19 protein-coding genes and 1 pseudogene are annotated in these 22,393 nt (G+C 42.1%); 17 read left to right on the top strand and 3 right to left on the bottom strand.

The window, feature by feature from the left end; all coding sequences use genetic code 11:
• Nucleotides 1-7 precede the first annotated feature (7 nt).
• On the top strand, nucleotides 8-3,472 hold the full coding sequence (gene smc / locus ACZ5GB_RS07525; RefSeq protein WP_464326612.1) for a chromosome segregation protein SMC: 3,465 nt from the start codon (nucleotides 8-10) through the stop codon (nucleotides 3,470-3,472).
• Here smc and ACZ5GB_RS07520 read toward each other — a convergent pair.
• On the bottom strand, nucleotides 3,462-5,897 hold the full coding sequence (locus ACZ5GB_RS07520; protein ID WP_464326611.1) for an ATP-dependent Clp protease ATP-binding subunit: 2,436 nt from the start codon (nucleotides 5,895-5,897) through the stop codon (nucleotides 3,462-3,464). The two genes, smc and ACZ5GB_RS07520, sit on opposite strands and share 11 nt — an antisense overlap.
• A 74-nt stretch (nucleotides 5,898-5,971) precedes the next feature.
• On the opposite strand from ACZ5GB_RS07520, the gene dnaX reads away from it, so the two are divergent.
• The 8 genes from dnaX (at nucleotide 5,972) to ACZ5GB_RS07480 (ending at nucleotide 15,570) form a co-directional block, all read left to right on the top strand.
• Nucleotides 5,972-7,450: a DNA polymerase III subunit gamma/tau gene (gene dnaX / locus ACZ5GB_RS07515; RefSeq protein WP_464326610.1), complete on the top strand. Its 1,479-nt coding sequence runs from the start codon at nucleotides 5,972-5,974 to the stop codon at nucleotides 7,448-7,450.
• The gene (locus ACZ5GB_RS07510; protein ID WP_464326609.1) at nucleotides 7,404-7,652 is read left to right on the top strand and encodes a hypothetical protein; all 249 of its coding nucleotides are present in this window, start codon (nucleotides 7,404-7,406) and stop codon (nucleotides 7,650-7,652) included. Before dnaX ends, ACZ5GB_RS07510 begins: the two co-directional genes overlap by 47 nt.
• Nucleotides 7,642-8,775, top strand: coding sequence for an MFS transporter (locus ACZ5GB_RS07505; RefSeq protein ID WP_464326608.1), 1,134 nt, complete (start codon nucleotides 7,642-7,644; stop codon nucleotides 8,773-8,775). Before ACZ5GB_RS07510 ends, ACZ5GB_RS07505 begins: the two co-directional genes overlap by 11 nt.
• The gene (locus ACZ5GB_RS07500; RefSeq protein ID WP_464326607.1) at nucleotides 8,772-9,419 is read left to right on the top strand and encodes an endonuclease III domain-containing protein; all 648 of its coding nucleotides are present in this window, start codon (nucleotides 8,772-8,774) and stop codon (nucleotides 9,417-9,419) included. Before ACZ5GB_RS07505 ends, ACZ5GB_RS07500 begins: the two co-directional genes overlap by 4 nt.
• A gap of 4 nt (nucleotides 9,420-9,423) precedes the next feature.
• Nucleotides 9,424-10,020, top strand: coding sequence for a methylthioribulose 1-phosphate dehydratase (locus ACZ5GB_RS07495; protein WP_464326606.1), 597 nt, complete (start codon nucleotides 9,424-9,426; stop codon nucleotides 10,018-10,020).
• Nucleotides 10,021-10,410: 390 nt separating this feature from the next.
• Entirely contained in the window at nucleotides 10,411-12,675 is a 2,265-nt protein-coding gene (locus ACZ5GB_RS07490; protein ID WP_464326605.1) for a DNA methyltransferase, read from the top strand.
• Nucleotide 12,676: 1 nt separating this feature from the next.
• Nucleotides 12,677-13,513 (top strand): hypothetical protein, encoded by an 837-nt coding sequence (locus tag ACZ5GB_RS07485; protein WP_464326604.1) that lies wholly within the window; start codon nucleotides 12,677-12,679, stop codon nucleotides 13,511-13,513.
• The gene (locus ACZ5GB_RS07480) at nucleotides 13,504-15,570 is read left to right on the top strand and encodes a DEAD/DEAH box helicase family protein (protein WP_464326603.1); all 2,067 of its coding nucleotides are present in this window, start codon (nucleotides 13,504-13,506) and stop codon (nucleotides 15,568-15,570) included. Before ACZ5GB_RS07485 ends, ACZ5GB_RS07480 begins: the two co-directional genes overlap by 10 nt.
• A gap of 86 nt (nucleotides 15,571-15,656) precedes the next feature.
• On the opposite strand, the gene ACZ5GB_RS07475 is transcribed toward ACZ5GB_RS07480, so the two are convergent.
• The gene (locus ACZ5GB_RS07475; RefSeq protein WP_464326602.1) at nucleotides 15,657-16,187 is read right to left on the bottom strand and encodes a hypothetical protein; all 531 of its coding nucleotides are present in this window, start codon (nucleotides 16,185-16,187) and stop codon (nucleotides 15,657-15,659) included.
• Nucleotides 16,188-16,229: 42 nt separating this feature from the next.
• Between ACZ5GB_RS07475 and ACZ5GB_RS07470 the strand changes: the two genes are divergently transcribed.
• The 4 genes from ACZ5GB_RS07470 to miaA are packed head-to-tail and all read left to right on the top strand — an operon-like array spanning nucleotide 16,230 to nucleotide 18,819.
• Nucleotides 16,230-16,802 (top strand): class I SAM-dependent methyltransferase, encoded by a 573-nt coding sequence (locus tag ACZ5GB_RS07470; RefSeq protein WP_464326601.1) that lies wholly within the window; start codon nucleotides 16,230-16,232, stop codon nucleotides 16,800-16,802.
• Entirely contained in the window at nucleotides 16,780-17,337 is a 558-nt protein-coding gene (locus ACZ5GB_RS07465) for a 1,2-dihydroxy-3-keto-5-methylthiopentene dioxygenase (protein ID WP_464326600.1), read from the top strand. The genes ACZ5GB_RS07470 and ACZ5GB_RS07465 overlap by 23 nt, the downstream gene beginning before the upstream one ends.
• Nucleotides 17,334-17,927, top strand: a complete 594-nt coding sequence (gene thiE / locus ACZ5GB_RS07460) for a thiamine phosphate synthase (protein ID WP_464326599.1) — start codon at nucleotides 17,334-17,336, stop codon at nucleotides 17,925-17,927. The genes ACZ5GB_RS07465 and thiE overlap by 4 nt, the downstream gene beginning before the upstream one ends.
• Nucleotides 17,896-18,819: a tRNA (adenosine(37)-N6)-dimethylallyltransferase MiaA gene (gene miaA, locus ACZ5GB_RS07455; RefSeq protein WP_464326598.1), complete on the top strand. Its 924-nt coding sequence runs from the start codon at nucleotides 17,896-17,898 to the stop codon at nucleotides 18,817-18,819. The genes thiE and miaA overlap by 32 nt, the downstream gene beginning before the upstream one ends.
• On the opposite strand, the gene ACZ5GB_RS07450 is transcribed toward miaA, so the two are convergent.
• Nucleotides 18,778-20,160 (bottom strand): TldD/PmbA family protein, encoded by a 1,383-nt coding sequence (locus tag ACZ5GB_RS07450; RefSeq protein WP_464326597.1) that lies wholly within the window; start codon nucleotides 20,158-20,160, stop codon nucleotides 18,778-18,780. The genes miaA and ACZ5GB_RS07450 overlap by 42 nt on opposite strands.
• A gap of 46 nt (nucleotides 20,161-20,206) precedes the next feature.
• On the opposite strand from ACZ5GB_RS07450, the gene efp reads away from it, so the two are divergent.
• The 4 genes and pseudogenes from efp to trpA all read left to right on the top strand — a co-directional run bounded on the left by efp (nucleotide 20,207) and on the right by trpA (nucleotide 22,388).
• On the top strand, nucleotides 20,207-20,782 hold the full coding sequence (gene efp / locus ACZ5GB_RS07445) for an elongation factor P (RefSeq protein ID WP_464326596.1): 576 nt from the start codon (nucleotides 20,207-20,209) through the stop codon (nucleotides 20,780-20,782).
• Nucleotides 20,782-21,219: an acetyl-CoA carboxylase biotin carboxyl carrier protein gene (gene accB / locus ACZ5GB_RS07440; protein WP_464326595.1), complete on the top strand. Its 438-nt coding sequence runs from the start codon at nucleotides 20,782-20,784 to the stop codon at nucleotides 21,217-21,219. The genes efp and accB overlap by 1 nt, the downstream gene beginning before the upstream one ends.
• 2 nt (nucleotides 21,220-21,221) lie before the next feature.
• Entirely contained in the window at nucleotides 21,222-21,626 is a 405-nt protein-coding gene (locus ACZ5GB_RS07435) for an OsmC family protein (protein ID WP_464326594.1), read from the top strand.
• Nucleotides 21,616-22,388 (top strand): annotated as a pseudogene (gene trpA, locus ACZ5GB_RS07430) (tryptophan synthase subunit alpha). Before ACZ5GB_RS07435 ends, trpA begins: the two are co-directional and overlap by 11 nt.
• Nucleotides 22,389-22,393: the final 5 nt, after the last annotated feature.

Here is a 22,393-nt window from a genome sequence, read left to right as displayed (position 1 = left end):
TTATTCTGTGAAAGCTTGGATAGAAAAAATAAGCCTAGAGGGGTTCAAGTCCTATGGAAAGGATAGGGTAGAAATACCACTAGGACAGGGCTTTATAGGCATTGTGGGACCCAATGGATCGGGTAAATCCAATATAGGAGATGCCATATCCTTTGCCCTTGGCATAGCAACAGCAAAAACCTTGAGGGCCAAGAACCTTTCATATCTTATCTACAACAGAAACTCTGATAGGGCGGATTATGCCTACGTGGAGGTACATTTTAAAAACTACGGCCTTTTCCCCTTGCAAGAGGAGGATATAGTCATATCAAGAAAGGTTTATCAAGATGGAAGGACAGTTTTTCGGATAAACGGTGCGGTGGTGAGGGAGAGGGACCTTATGGACTTTTTGTCAAAGGCTGGCATATACGAAAACGCATACAATGTGGTGCTTCAGGGGGATATTGTAAGGTTTTTGAAGATGACGCCCGTGGAAAGGAGGAAGCTTATTGAAGAGATTGCAGGCATTGAAGAGTATGAGGAGAAAAAGCAAAAGGCTCTGGCAGACCTTGGGGAGGTTGAATTAAAGATAAGGGAGCTAAAGCTTTTGATGGATGAAATGGAAGTGCAGATGGAAAAGCTAAAGGAGGAACTAAAAAGGCTAAGGCTTTACAAGGAGCTGGAGGAAGCAAAGAGAAGCTTAGAAATAAAGCTTAATTTAAAAACTGCTTACGAATTTAAAAGGTCCATTGATAACATAAAGGTTCAGATTGAATCAAAGGAAGAAGAGCTAAAGGATTTAAGGCAAAGGATAACAGGCTATGAAGAGAGGCTAAAGACTCTTGAAGAAGGATTAAAAAAGCTAAATGAGGACCTTTTCCCCTTTAGGGAAAGGGTGGGAAGGATTTCACAATCCATGGAAAACATAGACCAAACAATCCAAACTTATAGAAAAAGGTTGGAAAACCTTGAAAAGGAAATATATTCCACACAGGAGCAGATAAAGTTTTTGGAAGTTCAAAAAGAACTTCTTTTAAAAGACGAAGAGGACCTTAAAAAATTAATAGACCAAGAGGAAGTAGAGCTAATATCCTTGGAAGAATCTGCCAATTTACTGTGGAGGAGCATAAAAGAAAAGGAAGATAGATTAAAAGTGTCCCTTGAAGAAATGGAAAAAACTGAGGAAAAGCTAAAGGAGTTAAGTTCTATTTTGGAAAAAAATAAAAAAGAGCTATCCACATTGGAGCTAAGGATAAGAGAGATTGATATAAAAAAGGAAAGGATAAGGGAGGATATGGAAAGGCTAAAAGAGGAGGAAGAAAAGCTCAAAGCGGATATGGCAGAGGCCATAATGAAAAGGGAAAACTATCAAAAGATGTTAAAAGAAGAAGAAAAATCACTAAAACACAAAAAGGAAGAGTATCAAAAGGTAGAAGAAAGGTTAAGAAAGATAAGACAAGAAAGGGAAGAGGTGCTAAAAGAGATGTCTATGATAAGGGGGAGGCTTCAAAGCCTACCACCAGAGGACCTTCCCTTTGAAGATATAAAAGGAGTATATGGGAGGGTGGCAAGCCTTGTAAGAATAAAAGACTTGGAATACTTAAAGGCTGTGGAAACGGCGGGGGGTGGAAGACTATCCTATGTGGTGGTTGAGAACGAAGATGTGGCAAAGGAGTGCATAAACAGGTTAAAGGAGCTGAGGTGGGGAAGGTTGAACTTTATACCTTTGAATAGGATAAGGGATACAAAAATACCCTCCTATCCACCAAGGATGAAGGGTGTTATAGACTTTGTGGTAAACTTGCTTGACTACGACCCAAGGTTTGAAAAGGCCGTAAAGTTTGTCTTTGGAGACACCCTTTTGGTGGATAGCTTTGAAACTGCCAAGGCCTTAGGTGTTGGCACATACAGGATGGTGACCCTTGAGGGTGAACTTTTTGAAAAAAGCGGTGTGATAAGCGGTGGCTATGGCGAGGAAAGGGGTGAACTGGGTAGGGGTTTTTACCTTGAAGAGTTGGAAAGACTAAACCAAATACATGAAAAGCTAAGGGTAGAGGAAGAAAGAGAAGAAAAGCTTTTAAAGGCTTTGAGGGACGAGCTTGTGGAAAAGGAAGGAGTAATGGCCATACTCCGAAGGAGGCTTGAAGAGATAGAAGAAAAAGACAAGTCAAGCTTTGAAAGGATAAGGGCCATAGAAGAAAAGCTTAAAAAGGCGGAGGATTACATAAGCACCTTAGAAGAGGAAAGAGAAAAGGCAAAAGAAAGGATAAAAGAGCTAAGGGAGGAAACCCAATACTTGGAAGAGAAGATGGAAAACCTAAGCCTAAAAAGACAGTCCTTTTTGGTCCACTACAAAGAATCTGGTGTTGAGGACCTAAGGGTGCAGTATGAAAAGCTTCGCCAAAAGATGGAAAAACTAAAAGAATCCATACATGGTAAACAGATAAAACTTAAAGAGGTGGAGCTTGAAAAGGAAAATATACAAAAGGAAATAGGTAGAAAGCTTGCCTTTATAGACAGCGCCCAAAAGGAGATGGAAGACCTAAAGGCACAGATTGAAAGCTTACTACAAAAAAGGGAAGACCTTGAAAAGGAGCTACAAAACATAAACCTACAGGCCTATGAACTATACAGGCAAAAGGATAGACTGGAAGAAGAACAAAGAAGTGTTCAGTCGGAGCTTGGAAAGCTAAAATTCCACGAGGAAAACCTTAAAGAGGAGCTTCACAGGCTAAGCATAGAAAGGACAAGAATGGAAGAGAGGTATGCAGAAAACATTGAAAGATTAAAGGAGCTTGGCTATGAAGGGGAGGTGATGGAGGTAAAGGAGGGAATGAACAGGCTAAAAGAGGAGTTGTCCAAAGTTTTAAGAGAATTATCTTCTTTGGGCAGTGTAAATTTCAAAGCAGAGGAAGAATATAAGGAATACGAAGAGAGGTACAAAGACTACCAAGAAAGGTACAAAAGGTTAAAGGAAGAAAAGGAATCTATAAAGGAACTAATAGAAGAAGTAGAAAGTAAAAAGCTAAAAGCCTTTATGGAAACCTTTCAGGCCATAAACAAGAACTTAAAGAATATCTTCTCTCAGCTATCTCCAGGTGGTAAGGCATACATGCTTCTTGAAAAAGAAGAAGACCCTTTTTCTGGTGGCGTTAGTCTTGTGGTAAAGCCAAGGGGTAAGGAGGTGCAATACCTTGAGGCCATTTCTGGTGGAGAAAAGACGCTTGCAGCACTCTCTCTTATATTTGCCATACAAGACTACAGACCTTCACCTTTTTATTACTTTGATGAGGTAGATGCCCACCTTGATGAGGCCAACGCCAGAAGGGTGGGAGAGCTTATAAAAGAAAGGTCAAAAAAGGCCCAGTTTATCGTGGTAACACTTAGAGAAGTTTTGGCAAGCTTTGCGGATAAGGTTATAGGTGTAAGTGGAAGGGGAGGGCTCTCCAAGGTCTTTGCCTTAGAAAACCCTTCAATTGCGTTTACTGATTAAATATGGCTTCCAGCTTCTCCCTTTTCTTCACAGGCTTTAGATAAGGCTTGTCATCCTTTACCCTTATCTCTACAAGCTCTACATCCGCAAGGCTACCTTTTAGTAGCTCTTCTGCCAAGAGGTCTTCCACATGGTGTTGCAATGCCCTCTTTAAGCTTCTTGCTCCATACTCGGGCTTGTACTCCTTTTCAATTATCCAATCCACAAAGCTCTTGTGAAGTTTAACTTTTACGTTCCATTCTTTGAGGCTTTCATTGATTTGGTTAAGCTGCAAGTCCAGTATTTTAACCACATCTTCCTTCTCAAGAGGTCTATAGACTATGATCTCATCAAGCCTGTTGAGAAACTCTGGGCTAAAGGTCCTTTTTACCTGGTCCATAACGTTTTTCTTCATCTGTTCGTAATCTATCATGCCAAACTTCTTCTCAAAGCCCATCTGACTGCCATGGGTTATGAGCCTTGCTCCAAGGTTGGAGGTCATGATGATTATGGTGTTGGAGAAGTCCACCGTTCTGCCCATGGCGTCTGTAAGCCTTCCATCGTCAAAGATCTGTAGGAAGATGTTAAACACATCGGGGTGAGCCTTTTCTATCTCGTCAAAGAGTAGCACAGAGTAAGGTCTTCTACGCACCTTTTCTGTTAGCTGACCGCCTTCCTCATAGCCCACATAGCCTGGAGGAGCGCCCACAAGCCTTGATACGGTGTGCTTTTCCATGTATTCGGACATATCAAACCTTATAAGGGCATCTTCCGAACCAAAAAGGTACTCTGCCAAAGCCTTTGCCGTTTCTGTCTTTCCTACACCGGTAGGACCAAGGAAGAGGAAAACTCCTATGGGCCTATGCTTGCCCTTAAGCCCAACCCTTGACCTTCTTATGGCTCTGGCTATGGACCTTATAGCATCCTCTTGACCTACTACCCTCTTGTGAAGCTCTTCTTCTATATGGAGGAGCTTTTCCATATCGCTTTCGTGTATCCTCTTTACCGGTATACCAGTCCATCTTGCCACCACCTCTGCCACATCCTCTTCTGTAACCTTTGGCCTGTTGGCGGACATCTCCTGCTTCCATTTTGCCTTTAGGTTTTCAAGCTTTGCCCTTAGCCTTAGCTCCTCATCCCTTAACCTTGCTGCCTTCTCATAGTCTTGCTCGTTGGCTGCCTCTTCCTTCTTCTCCTCTATTTCCTTTATCTTTTCCTCAAGCTCCTTTAGTTCTGGCGGTAGCTGGTAAGCCCTAAGCTTTACCAATGAGCCGGCCTCGTCTATCACGTCTATGGCCTTGTCTGGTAGATTTCTCTCCGTTATATACCTTTCGGAGAGGATTACGGCCTTCTCTATGGCCTCTGGTGTGTATTCTACGTTGTGGAACTCTTCAAACTTAGCCTTTAGTCCGTAGAGTATCCTTATGGTGTCCTCTTGAGAAGGCTGTTCTACTATTATGGGTTGGAACCTTCTCTCAAGGGCGCCATCCTTCTCTATGTACTTCCTGTATTCATCAAGGGTGGTGGCACCTATCACCTGTATTTCACCCCTTGCCAATGCTGGCTTTAGCATATTGCTTGCGTCAATGGAGCCTTCCGCAGAGCCAGCACCTACAAGAGTGTGTATTTCATCTATGAAGAGTATTACGTTGGGAGCCTTCTCAAGCTCTTTGAGAATGTTTTTGAGCCTTTCTTCAAACTGTCCCCTATACTTGGTACCTGCCACAAGGGCTGCAAGGTCAAGAGCTACCACCCTTTTATTCAGAAGCGGGTCTGGCACCTGCCTGTTGGCTATCCTTTGGGCCAAGCCTTCCACTATGGCCGTTTTGCCCACGCCTGGGTCTCCCAAAAGCACTGGGTTGTTCTTCCTGCGCCTTACAAGTATCTGTATAACCCTCTCTATTTCCTTGTCCCTTCCTATTACAGGGTCAAGCTTCCCTTCCCTTGCCATCTGGGTCAGGTCTCTGGAGAACCTATCAAGGTTGGGCGTTGGTGCATACTTTGTGGTCTCTTGCGGTGGAAGCTCACCCAGTATTTGTAGCACTTCCCTTCTTACAGAATATTCATCAAGGCCAAAGCCCCTTAGTATCCTTCCACCAAGGCCAGTCTTTTCCCTTACCACACCTATGAGAAGATGTTCCGGTCCTACAAACTGATGGTGGAGTATGCGGGCCTCTTCTACGGCAAACTCCAGCACCCTTTTGGCATCTGGAGCAAAGAGTATCTCACCCGAGTGGCTTCCACGGGTTATCTGTCCCATTATGGCTTTGCGCACCTTTTCTGGAGTGAGTCCAAAGCGGGAGAGTATTAGGGAGGGTAGGTCATCCTCCCTTATCAAGGATAGCAATATATGCTCACTGCCAAGATAAGTATGCCCAAGCTCTATAGCTTCCTCCCTTGCTTGGAGGATAATTTGCCTTGCCTTCTCAGTAAACTTCTCAAACATCTCTCACACCTCTCTTATTAGATAAAGATAACAAAGCTATAAACTTTTGCAATAAGGATTATACTATTTAAATCATGTATATCCCCTTTGCCAGAAAGTATAGGCCAAGGACCTTTTCTGAGGTGGTAGGGCAAGAGGTGCCAGTCCGAGTTCTCAAAAACGCCATAAGACTGGGAAAACTCTCGCATGCCTATCTTTTTGCTGGTCCAAGGGGGACGGGGAAGACCACACTGGCACGCATACTTACAAAGGCCGTAAACTGTCTTCAACCAAAGGAGGGAGAGCCTTGCGGAGTTTGTGAAAACTGTGTGGCCATAGACAAAGGCTCCTTCCCAGACCTTATAGAGATAGACGCAGCCTCCAACAGGGGCATAGATGATATTAGGTCCATAAGGGACGCGGTCTCTTATGCACCCATAAAGGGCAAATACAAGGTCTATATACTTGACGAAGCCCATATGCTCACAAAGGAGGCCTTTAACGCCCTTTTGAAGACCTTGGAAGAGCCACCACCCAGAACCATCTTTATCCTTTGCACCACCGAATACGAAAAGATCATACCCACCATCCTTTCAAGATGCCAAAGGCTCATCTTCTCCAAGCTAAGAGAAGACCAGATTGTGGAAAACCTAAAGAGGATATGCCAAAAGGAAGGCCTTGAGTGTGAAGAAAAGGCCCTATACATGTTGGCAAAGCTAAGCGACGGTGGAATGAGGGATGCGGTATCTCTTTTGGACCAGGTTAGCACCTACGGTGAGGGAAAGGTAAAGGTGGAGCTGGTGGAGGAGTTTTTGGGTATAGTCTCCCAGGAGAGGGTAAGGGAGTTTCTCCTTTTACTTTTGGATTCTAAGGTGGATGAGGCCCTTGACTTTGTGAGGGACCTTAGCCAAAAGGGCTTTAACCTTGTGAGGTTCTGCGACCTTCTGGAGGAGGAAATAAGGTCCCTTCTACTTTATAGGAGCCTAAAGGACCCAGAAAAGGTAATGAGAGTGGAAGACTTTCACAAAAGCCTTCAGACTGTGCCGCTCAATGCCCTACTATACCTTGAAAAGGTGGTAAACACCATAAGGATAGATGCAAGAAGTAGGGACATCCTTAGAGCCTTTGAGCTTGCCATCATAAAGACACAGATAATAAAGGACATTTTGCCCATAAGCCAGCTATTAAAGTATGGATTGCAGGTAAAGGTGGAGGAAAAGCCAGAGGATAAAGCGGAGGAAGAAAAAAAGACGCAAGAGGACCCAAAGATAAACCCTCTTGAGGCCTTTGAAGGTAAGGTGGATAGCCTTACCTTTGAGATATTAAAGAGGTCAAGGTATGAGATAAAGGAAGACAGGGTGGTCTTTTATGTGGAGGAGGGAACCCTTACTCAAGAGGAGATAAACAAACTAAAGGCCATAAATCCAAAGGCGGATTTTGTGATAGAAAAAATAGAAAAGGAGAATGCTTCGTTGCCACCCTTTGTGGAAAGGGTAAAGGATATGTTTGGTGCAAAGATAATAAGCCATGAGCAAAGAGATAAGGGCAAGGGTGCTTCTGGTAAGGGTTCCTAAGAGGTATATAGGCCTTTTTACAGCCCTAATGGACGGTGCAGGAAGGAAGGCCATAGTGAGGACAAAGGAGAAAAGCTCCGATGAGGTCTACCTTATTGCCACGCCAGACACCTTTGAAGACCTATACCCCATCCTTGAAAATATAAAAAGGCACATTCCACTTGAGATAGTGGGAGAGGTAAGCCATATAGATGTGGGATAAAAAGAGGGCCTACAGGTTCATCTTCCTTATGGGCCTTGTGAGCCTTCTTTCCGATTTTACCTACGAAGGTGCCAAGGGCATAATAGGGCCTTACCTTGCCTACCTTGGAGCCAGCGCCTTTGCGGTAAGCCTAATATCTGGAGCTTCCGAGCTTATAGGCTATTGGATAAGGCTTTTCTCCGGTGTGCTTTCCGATAGGCTAAGGAGCTATTGGGCTTTAACCATGCTGGGCTACGCCCTTAACCTTTTCTCTGTGCCTTTGCTTGGCTTGGTAAAAAGCTGGCAACTTGCTGGCCTCTTGGTCTTCTTTGAGAGGTTTGGGAAGGGCATAAGGACGCCCTCAAGGGATGTGCTTCTTTCAAAGGCTACTTCTTTGGTGGGGCATGGTAAGGGCTTTGGCCTCCATGAGTTTCTTGACCAGATTGGTGCCGTGCTTGGGCCTTTGTTTGTGGCCTTGGTGCTTCTTTTGGGCCTTGGCTATAGGTCCGCCTTTCTCTTCCTCCTTATCCCTGCCATCCTTGCCATACTTTTGCTATTTTTTGCAAAAAGGATATACTCGGACAAGATAAACCTTGAAAAGTCTTCCTATGAGCCTGCCAAGTTTTCCAAAGCCTTTTATCTTTACCTTTTGTCCTCCTGCCTTATCTCCCTTTCCTTTTTACCCTTTCCCTTAATAGGCTTTCATCTTTACCAGCATGCCTTTGACGGATGGAAGGTCTCCCTCCTTTTTGCCCTTGCCATGGCCTTAGACGCTCTTTCTGCCCTCTTTTTTGGTGTGCTATATGACAAAAGGGGCTTTTTGGCGCTTGCAGTTGGCCTCTCCTTTGGACTCTTTTCTCCCATTCTTCTTTTCCTCTTTGATAAGGTGCTTTTCGCCATAGCCCTTTGGGGCATAAGCCTTGGAGTGCAAGAGTCTATCATGAGGTCTGCCGTTGCCAAGCTTTCCTCTGAGGCAAGCAGAGGGAGGGCCTACGGCATCTTTCACTTCTTTATAGGCCTTTCGGCCTTCCTTGGTGGCGCCCTAATGGGCCTCCTCTATGAGCTTTCACCAATGGCCCTTGTCATATACTCCCTATCTTTGCATATTTTAGCCCTATTTATCCTTTTGAAGATAAGGCCATGAGGAAAGAAGATTTAAAGGTGGTGCTTGAAATAATGAAGGATGAGTATGAAAAGTGGCATGCGCCCATTGTAAAGCTCATCGCCCAAAAGAGGAAGGACCCATTGAGCGCCCTGCTCTGCGCCCTGCTTTCCACAAGGACAAGGGATGAGACTACAGCAGAGGTCTGTAAGAGATTTTTAGAGAGGGTAAAAAGTCCACAGGACCTTCTGCAGATGGACCTCAAAGAGCTTGAAAGGCTCATATACCCCGTGGGCTTTTATCGGAATAAGGCAAGGCAGTTAAAGGAGCTTGCAAGACAGCTTATAGAAGACTTTGGTGGAAGGGTTCCGGACACTTTGGAAGACCTTTTGAAGCTAAAGGGTGTGGGCAGGAAGGTGGCAAACATAGTGCTTTCTGAAGGCTTTGGAAAACCAGCCATTGCAGTGGATACCCATGTGCACCGAATAAGCAACCTATGGGGCCTTGTGAAGACAAAGACTCCAGAGGAAACAGAAAAAGCTCTTATGGAAATCCTACCAGTGGAATATTGGCGAGATTTTAACCGATTGGTGGTGGCCCTTGGCCAAACCATATGCAAGCCAGTAAAGCCAAAATGTGGTGAATGTCCTGTGAGAAGCTGGTGCGATTATGGCTTAAAATTTTAAGCCCATGGAAAGGGAGATATCCGAGCTTATTGAGATAGGAAGAGAGCTTCATTCAAGGGGCTGGCTACCCGCCAGTGGTGGAAACCTATCCGCAAGGCTTGAAGATGGACTTATCCTAATTACCGCCTCTGGAAGCCACAAGGGACACCTCACAAGGGAGGACTTTGTGTTTGTGGACCTTGAGGGAAACTTGGTAAAAGGCTCAAAAAGGCCTTCGGCGGAAACACTTTTGCACACCTTGGTTTATAAACTCTTTCCTTCCGCCATGTGTGTTTTGCACGTGCATTCCATAAACTCTACGCTCATATCAAGGCTTTCTAAAGGGGATATAAGGCTGGAAAACTACGAGCTTTTGAAGGCCTTTGAAGGTATAAAAACCCATCAAACGAGCCTAATGGTGCCAGTCTTTGAAAACTCCCAAGACATGAAAGGCCTATCCGAGATGATAAGGGAGAGGTTGGAAAAGGAAGAAAAGGTTTATGGTTTTCTTTTGAAATCTCATGGCCTTTACACATGGGGCAAAAGCATAAGGGAAGCCTACATAAGGCTTGAAGCCTTTGAGTTTTTGTTTGAGTGTGAGTTAAAAATGCTGTTAAAATAGAATACAGGCCTAAGGAGGGGCATGCGCAAGCCTGCGACCTTTCAAAGTATTAGGATGTATAATATGAATTCAAGTTATGTAAAAATGGAAAGCAAAGAAAAACTCTTTTATGACGCATTAAAGAACATCTTCGTAGGAGAAAAGATAGAAGGCCAAGGTGGTTATGTCAATTTAATGAGGATAAAGTCCAAGTATTATGAAAAGCTGGAGAAGGCGTTAAAACAAGATATAGAAAAAGCTACAGAAAAGAAACCATCCTTTAGAGAAGAGCTTTATGATAAGCTTTACACCTTTTTCAAAAGGTATTTTAATCCAGCTGGATGTATTCTTTTTAGTGAAACGCCTTACCATTATAGTGTTTATGAAAGGATTTATACAGATGATAGAGATATGATCCTTTTTTATAAAACAAAAGACCTCTATTACATAAAGACAGATAGGCTTTATAGAGAGCTAAGCATAGAAGTGGATGGTGTAAAGTTTAAGTTTGATGTTAGCCGCTTAGAATACAAAAAGAGTAATGAGAAAAGAAAGCTTATCTATGAGTTTGACAAAATAGAGGATGATACGATTGTTTTAAAAGTTCTATACTCTGAAAGAGGCAAAGAAACAGATGAAGAAAACATCGTAAAGAAGATTAAAAAGCATGGATACAATATAAAAGAGGAAGCTTTAGAGAAGGCTATAAGGACTTTTGAAAAGCAAAGTGAAGTGGACTACTTTTTACACAAAAATCCGAGAGAGTTTTTAAAAGAACAGTTAAAGCTTTGGCTACATAACTATATTTATGAAGGTGGAAAGGAATGGAGCATAGACAGAATAAACCAGCTTATGACTATCAAAAATATTGCGGAGAAAGTTATAGATTTGGTAGCACAGTTTGAAGAAGAGCTTTTAAAAGTTTGGAAAAAGCCAAAGTTCGTAAGAAAATCAAACTATGTAATAACTCTTGATAGGATCGCCAGTAAAGAAGGTGGAATAAAGATAATAGAAGAACTTTTAAATCACACTAATATAGAAGAGCAGATAAAAGAGTGGAAAGAACTTGGAATAGTGGATGAAAGCTTTAGAAGTGAAGAGGTTTTAAAAGATGGCTCTTTAAATCCAAAGCATAAGTTTTTACCAATTGATACAAAATACTTTAAGGATTTGGAGCTTGATATATTGAGCTTGTTTGATAACCTTGATAATGAACTTGATGGATGGCTTATAAAGAGTGAAAACTGGCAGGCTTTGAATACCATTTTGCCAAAGTTTAAGGAAAAGGTGCAGACTATTTACATTGATCCACCCTTTAACAAGGAGCAGGAAGCAGACTACTTTTACAGTGTAAAGTATAAGGATTCTACTTGGGCTACCATGCTTGAAAATAGGTTAAGGCTTGCAAAGGAGTTTTTGAAAGATACAGGAAGCATTTTTGTAAGGTGCGATTACAATGGAAACTGGATTGTAAGGCCTTTGATGGATGAGATTTTTGGAAAGGAGAATTTTAGAAATGAGATAATAATCAATAGAAAAAGGCAACCTATAGGAACACCTAATAAATTTGAAGTAGAAAGTGAATTCCTTTTTCTTTTTGGAAAAACAAGTAAAGCTTTTAAGAAAGATATATACAAAAAAAGGTCTTTAATCAATATGAAATGGACAAGTTTTCTAAAGCAAGAAGAACGAAAACCAGCTGAAAGGAAGTTTTTCGGAAAAGTTTTGTATCCTCCTCCAGGGCAACATTTTGCTTTAGTTCAAGAGAAGGTAGATAAGTTGTTAAAAGAACACTATTTGAGATTGGTGTGTAAGGAATGTGGTGCTATATACTACTGGGATGAAGAAAATTCCTTAGATAAATTTATAGAAAAAATATTTGCTTCAAAGAACAGTGAAAAATTCAAGTATTTTGATATAACAATTGATGATAAAGTTTTTGGTATAACTGAATTAGATAGGTGTTTAAATTGCAATCATGATTCATGGAAAGTTGAATACCTCACATCCGAAGAAACAAAAATAGGTGATAATTGGAAAGATATTCCTTCATATGAAGATACTTGGGGCTTTAGAACAGAGAACTCTGAAATACTTCTTAAGCGGGTCATAGAATCTACATCTAATGAAGGCGATTTAGTTATGGACTTCTTCCTTGGCAGTGGCACAACTATAGCTGTAGCACATAAGCTTAAAAGAAAATGGATAGGAATAGAGATGGGAGAACACTTTTATAGTGTTATATTACCAAGAATGAAAAAAGTTTTGGCTTATGATAAATCAGGAATTTCTAAAGAAAAGGATGTTAAAGAAAAATACAATGAGAATAATGCGGGTGGATTTTTTAAATACTATGAACTTGAACAGTATGAAGATGTTTTATCCAATCTAATTTATGAAGATACGGAACCTTTAGAAAGTGAGAGTATATATACACAGAAGATATTTTTAAAAGACGAAAAGATGTTAAGAGCTATAGAAATAGATGGTGGTAATGTAAAGGTAGACTTTTCCAAACTTTATCCAGATATAGACCTTGCGGAAACTTTATCAAATCTTAAAGGTAAATGGATAAAAAAACTGAATTCTACGGAAGTGGAGTTTGAGAATGGAGAAAAATTTGATTTTAAAAATATGGATTTTAAGCTAATTAAGTCGTTAATATGGTGGATATAAAATGTGGAATACCTTTTCATTTTGGATAAGGAAGAATCTTAAGGATGCTTATTCAGGCTTAATTGCACAGGACATAGATTTTGTATATATTGACTGTAATAAAAGGTATTTGTTTTTTATAGAAGAAAAAAACAGCAGAAAAGCCAGAGTAGGGCCTGCTCAGAAAATAATATTTAAAATGTTTGATGACCTACTTTCTTCAATAAATAGTTATAGATTTTTAGGCACAGCCATATTAACAATTTTAGATGAACAAATCACCATTGAGGATGTTAAAAAGAATATAGATGCTGCTTTGAAAGACAAAGAAAGATATGCTATAGATACTTCACTATTGGAAAAACTTTGGGATTGTCAGGGAAAGCCTCCTTGTAATAAAACAGAACAGGAGAGAAGCGGATATAGAGGTTCTATATTGAGAAAGCTTTTTGAAAAGCATAAGCTTTTTTCCGTTCAAAACCATAGGTATATAGAGAATATTAATTGGATTTTTTTAAACTACTGTGAAGGATATTTTATATTTATAGAGGAACAAGTTAACGGGAAATTAAAACTATCGCAAACAAGGAAAGAGTTCATAAAGATTATTGATAGCTTGTTTGAATTGGCAAGTAATTATAATACAAGTGCAAAAAATCCTAAAAGTAATAAGCTTTATAGATACTTAGGTTTTTATAGGTTAGGCTTTTCTAATACTAATCCAGACAATTCTAAGTATATTCTGTTGAATAACTGCTTTGTTAATAAACATCAACTTATAGATTTACTTAACCTTGATAGCTGTAAAATTGAAAAATACCGTATTCCTGTAGAGGAGTGGATAGAAGAATGGGGATAGTAGTGTTGAAAGATATAACGGAAGGCTTGAATACTATGGATTTTATCTTTGACTTTAAGAGTTTTTCTAAGGAAAAAACTTTATACAACTACCAGCAAGAAGCTTTAAAAAACTGTGCCAAAGTTTTATGGAAATATTACAAAGAATACAACGGTAATAAAGAAAAGCTTGCAAGTCTTTATGAACATAAGATAGATTTAGAGGTAAAGAAGAAAGTGGCAAGTTTTTATCAAGAGTATGGTATTCCTATAGAAGATGGCAAAGTAGCATTCAAACATGTTGCCAATAGAATGAGCTTTTGGATGGCCACTGGAAGTGGAAAAACACTGATGATAGTAAAGCTCATAGAAATGCTTAAGTTTTTGATGGATAATGACACAATTCCTAAGAAAGATATTCTATTTTTGACACCAAGAGAAGACCTGATAGAGCAGTTTAAAAGGCATGTGGAAGAGTTTAATAGGTATCAAGATACAAAGATATTGCTTTATGATTTGAAAGAATTCGGAGAGCAGAAGGCTAAAGGAGAGATGCTATATCCACATGAGATAAGAGTTTTTTACTATAGGAGCGACCTTTTATCCGATGAACAAAAGGAAAAGATATTGGACTTTAGGAATTATGAAAACGATGGGAACTGGTATATTATCTTGGATGAAGCACACAAAGGAGACAAAGAAGACAGCAAAAGACAGCATATATACAACATAATGGCAAGGAATGGCTTTCTCTTTAACTTTTCTGCTACTTTTACGGACTCAATAGATTACATTACCTGTGTTTATAACTTTAATCTGGCTGAGTTTGTAAAAAATGGATATGGAAAACATGTGTATGTATCAAAACAGGATTTAAAAGCCTTAGGAAAGAGAGAAGATTTCAATCCAAGTAAAAAGCAATTGATAATTTTGAAGCTTCTTATTCTACTTGCCTATCTCAAAAAGGTAAAACAAAAAGTAAAAGATTACTACCATCATCCACTTATGGTGGTCCTTGTAAATTCTGTAAATACTGAGGACTCTGATTTAGAGCTTTTCTTCAAAGAGCTTAGGAAGGTTGCTATAGGAGAGGTGGATGAAAAGCTTTTTGAAAAAGCAAAAGAAGAATTGAAAGGATTACTGGTGAAGTGTGAGTTTAGTGAAGAAGAGATTGCTCTGGATGGCATAGAGGATATAACACTAAAGGATGTTCTTGAGCAGGTATTCAACAGCCCTTCTTTTGGTGAAATAGAGTATGGGGTGGTGCCAGAAAACAGGCAAGAGATAGTGTTTAAGCTAAAGACAAGTGATAGGTATTTTGCGCTTATAAAGGTTGGAGATATTAGCAACTGGATAAAGGAAAAACTTGAAGGATATGAAAGGATAGAAGAATGGGAGGAAGGAAAGAGCTATTTTAGAGATTTAGAAAACTCTCCCGATATTAACATACTCATGGGTTCAAGAGCTTTTTATGAAGGATGGGACAGCAACAGGCCAAATATTATACTTTTCATAAACATAGGAACAGGCACCAATGCCAAAAAGTTTGTTCTCCAATCTGTAGGAAGGGGTGTAAGGATAGAGCCTGTAAAGGATGTGCGAAGAAGGATAGAGTATTTGTATGCAAATGGTATGATAGATGATACCACTTATCAAGCTATAAAGCCATATGTTAAGGCTTTGGAGACACTCTTTGTCTTTGGAACTAAGGGAAGCAATCTGCGGACCATATCTGCTACACTAAAAGGAGAAAGGCAGGATAACATACTAACAGATGTAAAGCTAAACCCTGAAATAGAGAATAAGCTTTTGCTTGTGCCTGAGTATAAGGATGGTGGTAAGGATTTGAAGGAGATAACAGAATACAAGGTGGCAAAAGAGGATTTAAAGCTTATAAAGGAATACCTTAAGATCAAAGATACAATATTGCTTGCCATGTATGACTTTTTGACACCTGTGCATCTAAGACTTATAAGAGAAGCGGTGGAAAATGGTAAGGTGAAAATGGATGATGGAATGCTTGCTGTTGAAAATGCTTTGTATCACTTTAAAAAGCTAAAAGAGTATGTGGAGAAATAAGAACTCGTGGTTTAAGAAAGGAATATGTTTACAGCAAGAAAATTCTTAAGGAGGGATATAAAAGGTGTGTTAAAAGATTAATAACTCTACAGGCTTTGCTTTGTCCTACGCCTTTCTTGCTCTTCTTCCTGCTGGCTTTGTTCCTTTGCCTTTTTGAGGAAGTTCTTGTGGGCATACAATAGGGTCATGGTAAAGCTAAGGTGGGGAGCTTCTAAAATGATTTCCGTGTTTCCATCCACAAACTTGGCCCATGTATCTCCCACAAAGGTTATGCGGGAACCCACCAGTTTATACTTCTCTCTTAGTAGCTTGTAGTAATAGTTAAACTCGGGAATATGTTGCCCAGACCCACTTTTGGAAAAGGTCATCAGTACGGCCATGAGCTTACCATCCTTGTCAAAAATGAGCCTGCAGGACTGTAGGTATTTCATATCCACCTGTTTGGGGTCCACATCGTACATATCGCCCAGAGTGTATTTGTTTATGCCGGCATGCCTTAGCTTATACCTTGCCTTGGCATCTTGAACGGTAGCCTTTCCTATCTCAAGGCCTAAGGGTGCTGGGTCGGCCCAAGCGTAGAGGGCAAAGGTCAATAAGACAAGTAAAAGCTTCCTCATCCTACCTCCCTAAGCTTTTTAATGATTATACTATAACCTGCCATGGCTCAAAAGGATAAAGAAAGGTGGGAAGAAAGATATAAAAAGGGTTGGAGGTCAAGCCTGCATAAGACCCTTCTTGATTTTTATCACTTGGCTAAGGTTGGGAGAGCTTTGGAGCTTGCCTGTGGAACTGGGGAGAATGCCCTTTTTCTGGCAAGTAAGGGCTTTTTGGTTGATGCCATAGACATATCCTGCACGGCCATAGAGATGGCAAAGCAAGAGGCTGAGGCAAGGGGGCTAAAGGTAAATTTTATCTGTGCAGATTTGGATGATTATGAGCTTTTGGAGAATACCTACGACCTTGTAGTAAACTTCTATTACCTGAACCGAAGCTTGTGTCCCAAAATAATCAAGGCTTTAAAAACAGGTGGTTTGCTTATCTTTGAGACATACAACTACAAACATCTTTGCGTAAGGGAAGATTTTAACCCTGAGTATTTACTGAAAGAGGGTGAGCTTTTGGAGCTTTTCAAAGGGCTTGAGGTTATATACTACAGGGAGGAGTTTAATATATCCACCCTTGTGGGAAGAAAGGTTTATAATACCTTACATGAGCCTGATTGTGGTTTTTGATGAAAGTGGCAAGGCCTTAGAGGTGATTAAGGATTATAACAGCATAAAAGAGAGGCTTGCTTCCATAGGTGTGCGCTTTGAAAGGTGGGAAACAGACAGGGAGCTTCCTTGGTCTGCCACGCAGGAAGAGGTCCTACAGGCTTACAAGGAAGAGGTGGAGAGGGTTGTAAAGGAGTTTGACTTTAAATCCATAGATGTGGTAAGCCTTACTCCAGACCATCCCAAGAGGGAAGAGCTTAGAAATATGTTCCTTTCCGAACATACCCATTCGGACTTTGAGGTGAGGTTCTTTGTGGACGGCAGCGGCACCTTTTACCTACATCCCGATGATAAGGTTTATGTGGTTTTGTGTGAGAAGGGAGATTTTATAAGTGTGCCAGCCAACACAAAGCATTGGTTTGATATGGGCACAAGACCCTTCTTTAAGGCCATTAGGTTCTTTTCCATTCCAGAGGGCTGGGTGGCCCAGTTTACAGGATCGGACATCTCCAAAAGGATACCAAGCCACGATGAGATAGTAGAGCAGTATCTATGAAGCCGGAGCTTCCAAGGCTTTATGCCATCACCGATAGCAAAAGGTATGCAGACTTCCTTGAAAGGCTTGAAAAGGTCCTAAAAAAGGGCATAAGGATGGTGCAACTAAGAGAAAAGCAGATTTCTGGCCTTAAATATTACATGCTTGCCCTTAAAGTTAGGGAGATGACAAAGGATTATGGGGCCTTGCTTTTCATAAACGATAGGGTGGATATAGCTTTGGCTGTGGGTGCCGATGGTGTGCATCTTCCGGAGAAGGGCTTTCCACCAAGCGTGGTAAAGAGGATGGCTCCGGGGCTTTTGGTGGGATACTCTGCCCATAGCTTGGAGGATGCCCTTTACGCCCAAAGGGAAGGTGCAGACTTTATAACCCTTAGCCCTATCTTTAAAACTCAGAGCCATCCGGAGAGGGAGCCCATAGGCCTTACGGTGCTAAAGGAGGTATCTCAGCGCCTTTCTATACCAGTTTATGCCCTTGGAGGTATAACATGGGACAGAATAAAGCTTTGTTATAAGAATGGAGCCTATGGGATAGCTGGCATAGGCCTATTTTTTGAACATGTTGATAGTGATTGGGGGAGCAACGGGTAGCGGGAAGTCGGAGGTCTGCTGTCTTTTGGCAAAAAGGGTGGGGGGAGAGGTCATAAGCGCAGACTCCATGTGTGTCTATAGGGGCATGGATATAGGCACGGCAAAGCCCTTGGATTGTATGAGGGAGGTAAGGCACCACCTTGTTGATATTGTGGACCCTGGGGAGGTCTTTGATGCAAAGCTCTTTGAAGAGCTTTCTTTAAAGGCCATAAGGGAAATAGAAGAGAGAAAAGCCTTGCCCATTGTGTGCGGTGGGACCTATCTGTACATTCAGGCCCTTTTGTATGGCATGGCGGAGACTCCTCTTCCCGACTGGAAGCTAAGGGAGAGGCTATACCACATAGCCCAAAGGAAGGGAAGCCCTTACCTTTATCAGAAGCTTTTGGCCATTGACCCTTTGTATGCCAAAAAGGTCTCTCCCAACGATACAAGGAGGATAGTGAGGGCTTTGGAGGTCTTTATAAACTCCGGAAGGCCCTTCTCATCCTTTCACAAATGGGATAGGCCAAGGTTTGATTATATGGGCTTTTATCTTAGCTGGAGCTGGGAGGCCTTGAGTAAAAGGATAGAAGAAAGGGCCTATAGAATGTTGGAGGCTGGGCTTTTAAAGGAGATAGAAGGTCTTTTAAAGAAGGGCTTTGAGAGTTTTTTGACATCGCCGCAGGCCATAGGCTACAAGGAGTTTATACCTTACTTTAAAGGTGAAAAAAGCCTTGAGGAGTGCCTTGAGGAGATGATAAAGAACACAAAGGAGTATGCCAAGAGGCAGATAAGATGGTTCAGAAGGCAGGGCTGGATAGAAATATCCATGGAAAGGCTTGGAAAGGAGGGAGCGGTGGAGGAGATCCTTTCACACCTCCGTTCCACCCAGAACCATGGACCTTATCCTTAAGGTAGGCTGGGCATCGCTTACCGGCACACCCTGCCCATCCTTTCCGCATGTGCCTATACTCCAGCCAAGGTCTGAGCCAACGGCATCCACATCCATAAGGGCCTTTGGCCCGTTGCCTATGAGGGTGGCAGACCTTATGGGATAGGTGATCTTTCCGTTCTCTATCATATAGCCTTCTATGATCTCAAAGACAAAGTCTCCCGTCACCGTATTTACCTCACCACCGCCCATCTTCAAAACAAGCACTCCCTTCTTTGTATCCCCTATTATGTCCTCCGGGTTGTCCTTACCGGGAGCTATAAAGGTGTTGGTCATCCTAACTATTGGCACATGGGCATAGCTCTGCCTCCTGCCGTTTCCGGTAGATTCTTTGCCCTCCCTCATGGCCGTCAGCCTATCGTACATATAGCCCACAAGATAGCCGTTCTCAATAAGCACAGTCCTTTGGGCCGGGACACCCTCATCGTCTACGGTAAAGGAACCAAGGTGGTTTTCAAGGGTGGCATCGTCCAAAACGGTTATAAGCTCGCTGGCAACCTTTTGCCCAATTTTCCCCCTGTAGACAGATAGCCCCTTTTGCACAAGGTCTGCCTCAAAGCCATGGCCTACGGCCTCATGTATCATAGTGCCACCCGCTTGACCAGCCAAAACCACGGTAAAGTTGCCCGCAGGAGCAGGCTTGGCGCTTAGCATCAAAATAGCTCTCTCTGTGGCCTTTTTTGCCACATCTTCAGGCTTTATCCTTTCAAAGATTTCAAAGCCACCCTTAATTCCTATTGATTCATAGCCCCTTTGCATTATGCCATCTTGGCTTGCCACCACGTCCGTGAAAAAGACCACCCTCTTTTGAAGGTCCTCGGCCATCTCACCAAGGCTGTTGATGACAAGTATGTCCCTTGTCCTGTCTGTTAGGACCACCATCACCTGTTTTACCTTGTCCCCATAGCTTCTGGCCGTCTCGTTTGCCCTAAGGAGGAACTCTGCCCTGTAGTCTATTCCCTTTTCATCCGGGTCTATCTTTAAATCTGTCCATCCGCGAATGCGCCTTTGGCCCACCTTAACAGGCCCATGACCTTGCCCTCTTGCCAATGTGCGCACTATCTCCATAAGGTTTTCAAAGGTAGGCTCGGTGGTATATCCGTAGTAGGTTTTACCATCTTTTATTAGCCTTATGCCCACGCCTTCATCTATGCCCCACTGGACCTTGTCTATCTTGTTGTCCTCAAGCTGTATCCTACAAGCGCGAACCCTCTCATAAAAGATCTCTCCATACTCCCCACCTTGGGATAAAAGGTTTGAAAGAAGATAGCCAGCCTTCTCCTTTAACATTTCCTTTACCATTTTGAACCTCCAAAGATTCTTTAAATATATGCTAAAATCTTATACCATGGGTGTGAAGATAGATATAAACAGCATACAGAGGGATATGTTTATTGAGCATAACGGAGTTCCTCACAGGGTTTTGGACTACGAGCATGTAAAGCCGGGAAAGGGTCAAGCTTTTGTGAGGGTAAAGGCAAAGAATATGCAAACGGGGAACGTGATTGAGATTACCTACAAGTCCTCCGACGCCATTGAACTGGCGGACTTTGAGCAGGTTTTTGCAGAGTATTCTTACAACGATGGAGATTATTATTACTTTGTGAGCCAAACCACCTATGAAATGATACCAGTTTCCTCAGAGAACATAAAAGAGGAAACCAAGTTTTTAAAAGAGGGTATGACGGTGGTGGTCTTCCTTTACAAGGGACAGCCCATAGGCATAGAACTTCCAAAGCAGGTGGAGCTTGCAGTGGTGGAAACGGAACCAGCCTTTAAGGGAGATACGGCCGCAGGCGGTTCAAAGCCTGCCAAGCTTGAAACGGGCGCGGTAATACAAGTGCCTTTCTTTGTAAAGGAAGGGGACATAGTAAAGGTGGATACGCGCACGGGCGCCTACATAGAAGTGGTAAAGAGAGCCTAATGGATAAGGAGTTTATAAAGGAAGTTATAAACTTAGTAAAGGGAAGCGATATAAAGCAGATAACCATAGAGGCCGAGGGCTTTAAGTTCTTTATAGAGACCCATCAGAAGGAAATATCTCAAAGGATAGAAGCCCCCGTGCAGGTGCGATATCAGGAGATAATGCCCCCATCGGAGGAAGTGCCAAAGGAAAATCTCCACGTTATAAAAAGCCCATTGGTAGGCACCTTTTACAGGTCGCCCTCTCCCGGAGCTCCACCCTTTGTAGAGGTGGGAGATATGGTCTCTCCCGGTCAGGTGCTTTGTATAATTGAGGCACTCAAGGTGATGAACGAGATAGAGAGCGATGTGAGAGGCAAGGTGGTAAAAATTTTGGCGGAGAACGGCGAGACAGTAGAGTATGGACAGCCACTCTTTTTGATAGATACCAACGTGTAAAGATGGAAGAGAAAAGGGTAATCCTTAAACTTTCGGACTTAGAACACACATATGTGGCCCAAACCTCCCATGGTGAGCTTCTGGTGGGAGAAGAAGGCTATAGGCCCATGGAGCTGGTCCTTGTGGCCCTTGCGGGCTGTTCTGGCGTAGATATATCTCACATACTAAAAAAGAAAAGGCAAGAGGTAAAAGACATTCAGATTGAGGTGGTCGGTAGAAGGAGGGATGAGCATCCAAGGGTCTATGAAAGGATAAGCATAAGGTATAAGGTTTATGGCAAAGACCTAAAGGAAAAGGCTGTGGAAGACGCCATAAGGCTTTCTGTAAATAAATATTGCAGTGTTTATGCCATGCTTTCTAAGGCTTGTGATATAGATGTGGGCTTTGAGGTGATAAATGAGGCTTGAAGGTTTTTGGAAGGAGAATAAAAAGGCGTTGCTTTCTTATATGATGGTGGGCTACCCCGATTATGAGGCTTCCCTTGAGGCCTTTAGAGTACTCTTAAAGGAAGGCACAGATATACTGGAGATAGGCTTTCCCTTTCGGACCCTGTGGCGGACGGCCCAACCATCCAATATGCCCACGAGATAGCCCTACGGAACGGCATAAAATCAGACCATGTTTTTGAACTCTCTTCCACTCTAAGAAAGGAATTTCCAGAAAGGCCCTTCCTCCTTATGACCTACTACAACCCCATCTTTAAGATGGGCCATGAGAACTTTTGCAAAAGGGCAAAAGATGCTGGCATAGATGGCTTTATTGTGCCAGACTTGCCACCAGAAGAAGGAAGAGAGTTAAAAGAGGTTTGCTCAAGCCTTGGGCTTTCCTTGGTTTTCCTTGCCTCTCCCACAAGCACAGAAAAAAGGCTAAGGCTAATATGTGAAAACTCAGACCATATGGTCTACTTTGTATCCCTTACAGGCACAACGGGAGCAAGGGAGAGCCTGCCCTTAGAGAGGCTAAGGGAGAAGCTAAAGCTTTACAGGTCTATATGTCAAAAGCCAGTGGTGGTGGGCTTTGGCATATCAAAGGCGGAGCAGGCAAGAGAGATAGCCAAGCTTGCGGACGGCGTGGTGGTAGGGAGCCACTTTGTAAAGCTTTCTGGAGAAAAGAGCTTTGAGGAGTTAAGAAGGAGCGTGAGAGAAATAAAGCAAGCCTTGGTGGAGTAAAATAT

Source organism: Hydrogenobacter subterraneus, assembly GCF_055390195.1.
Note: the sequence above shows the minus strand (reverse complement) of the source record. Positions and strands in the feature narration are given on the sequence as shown.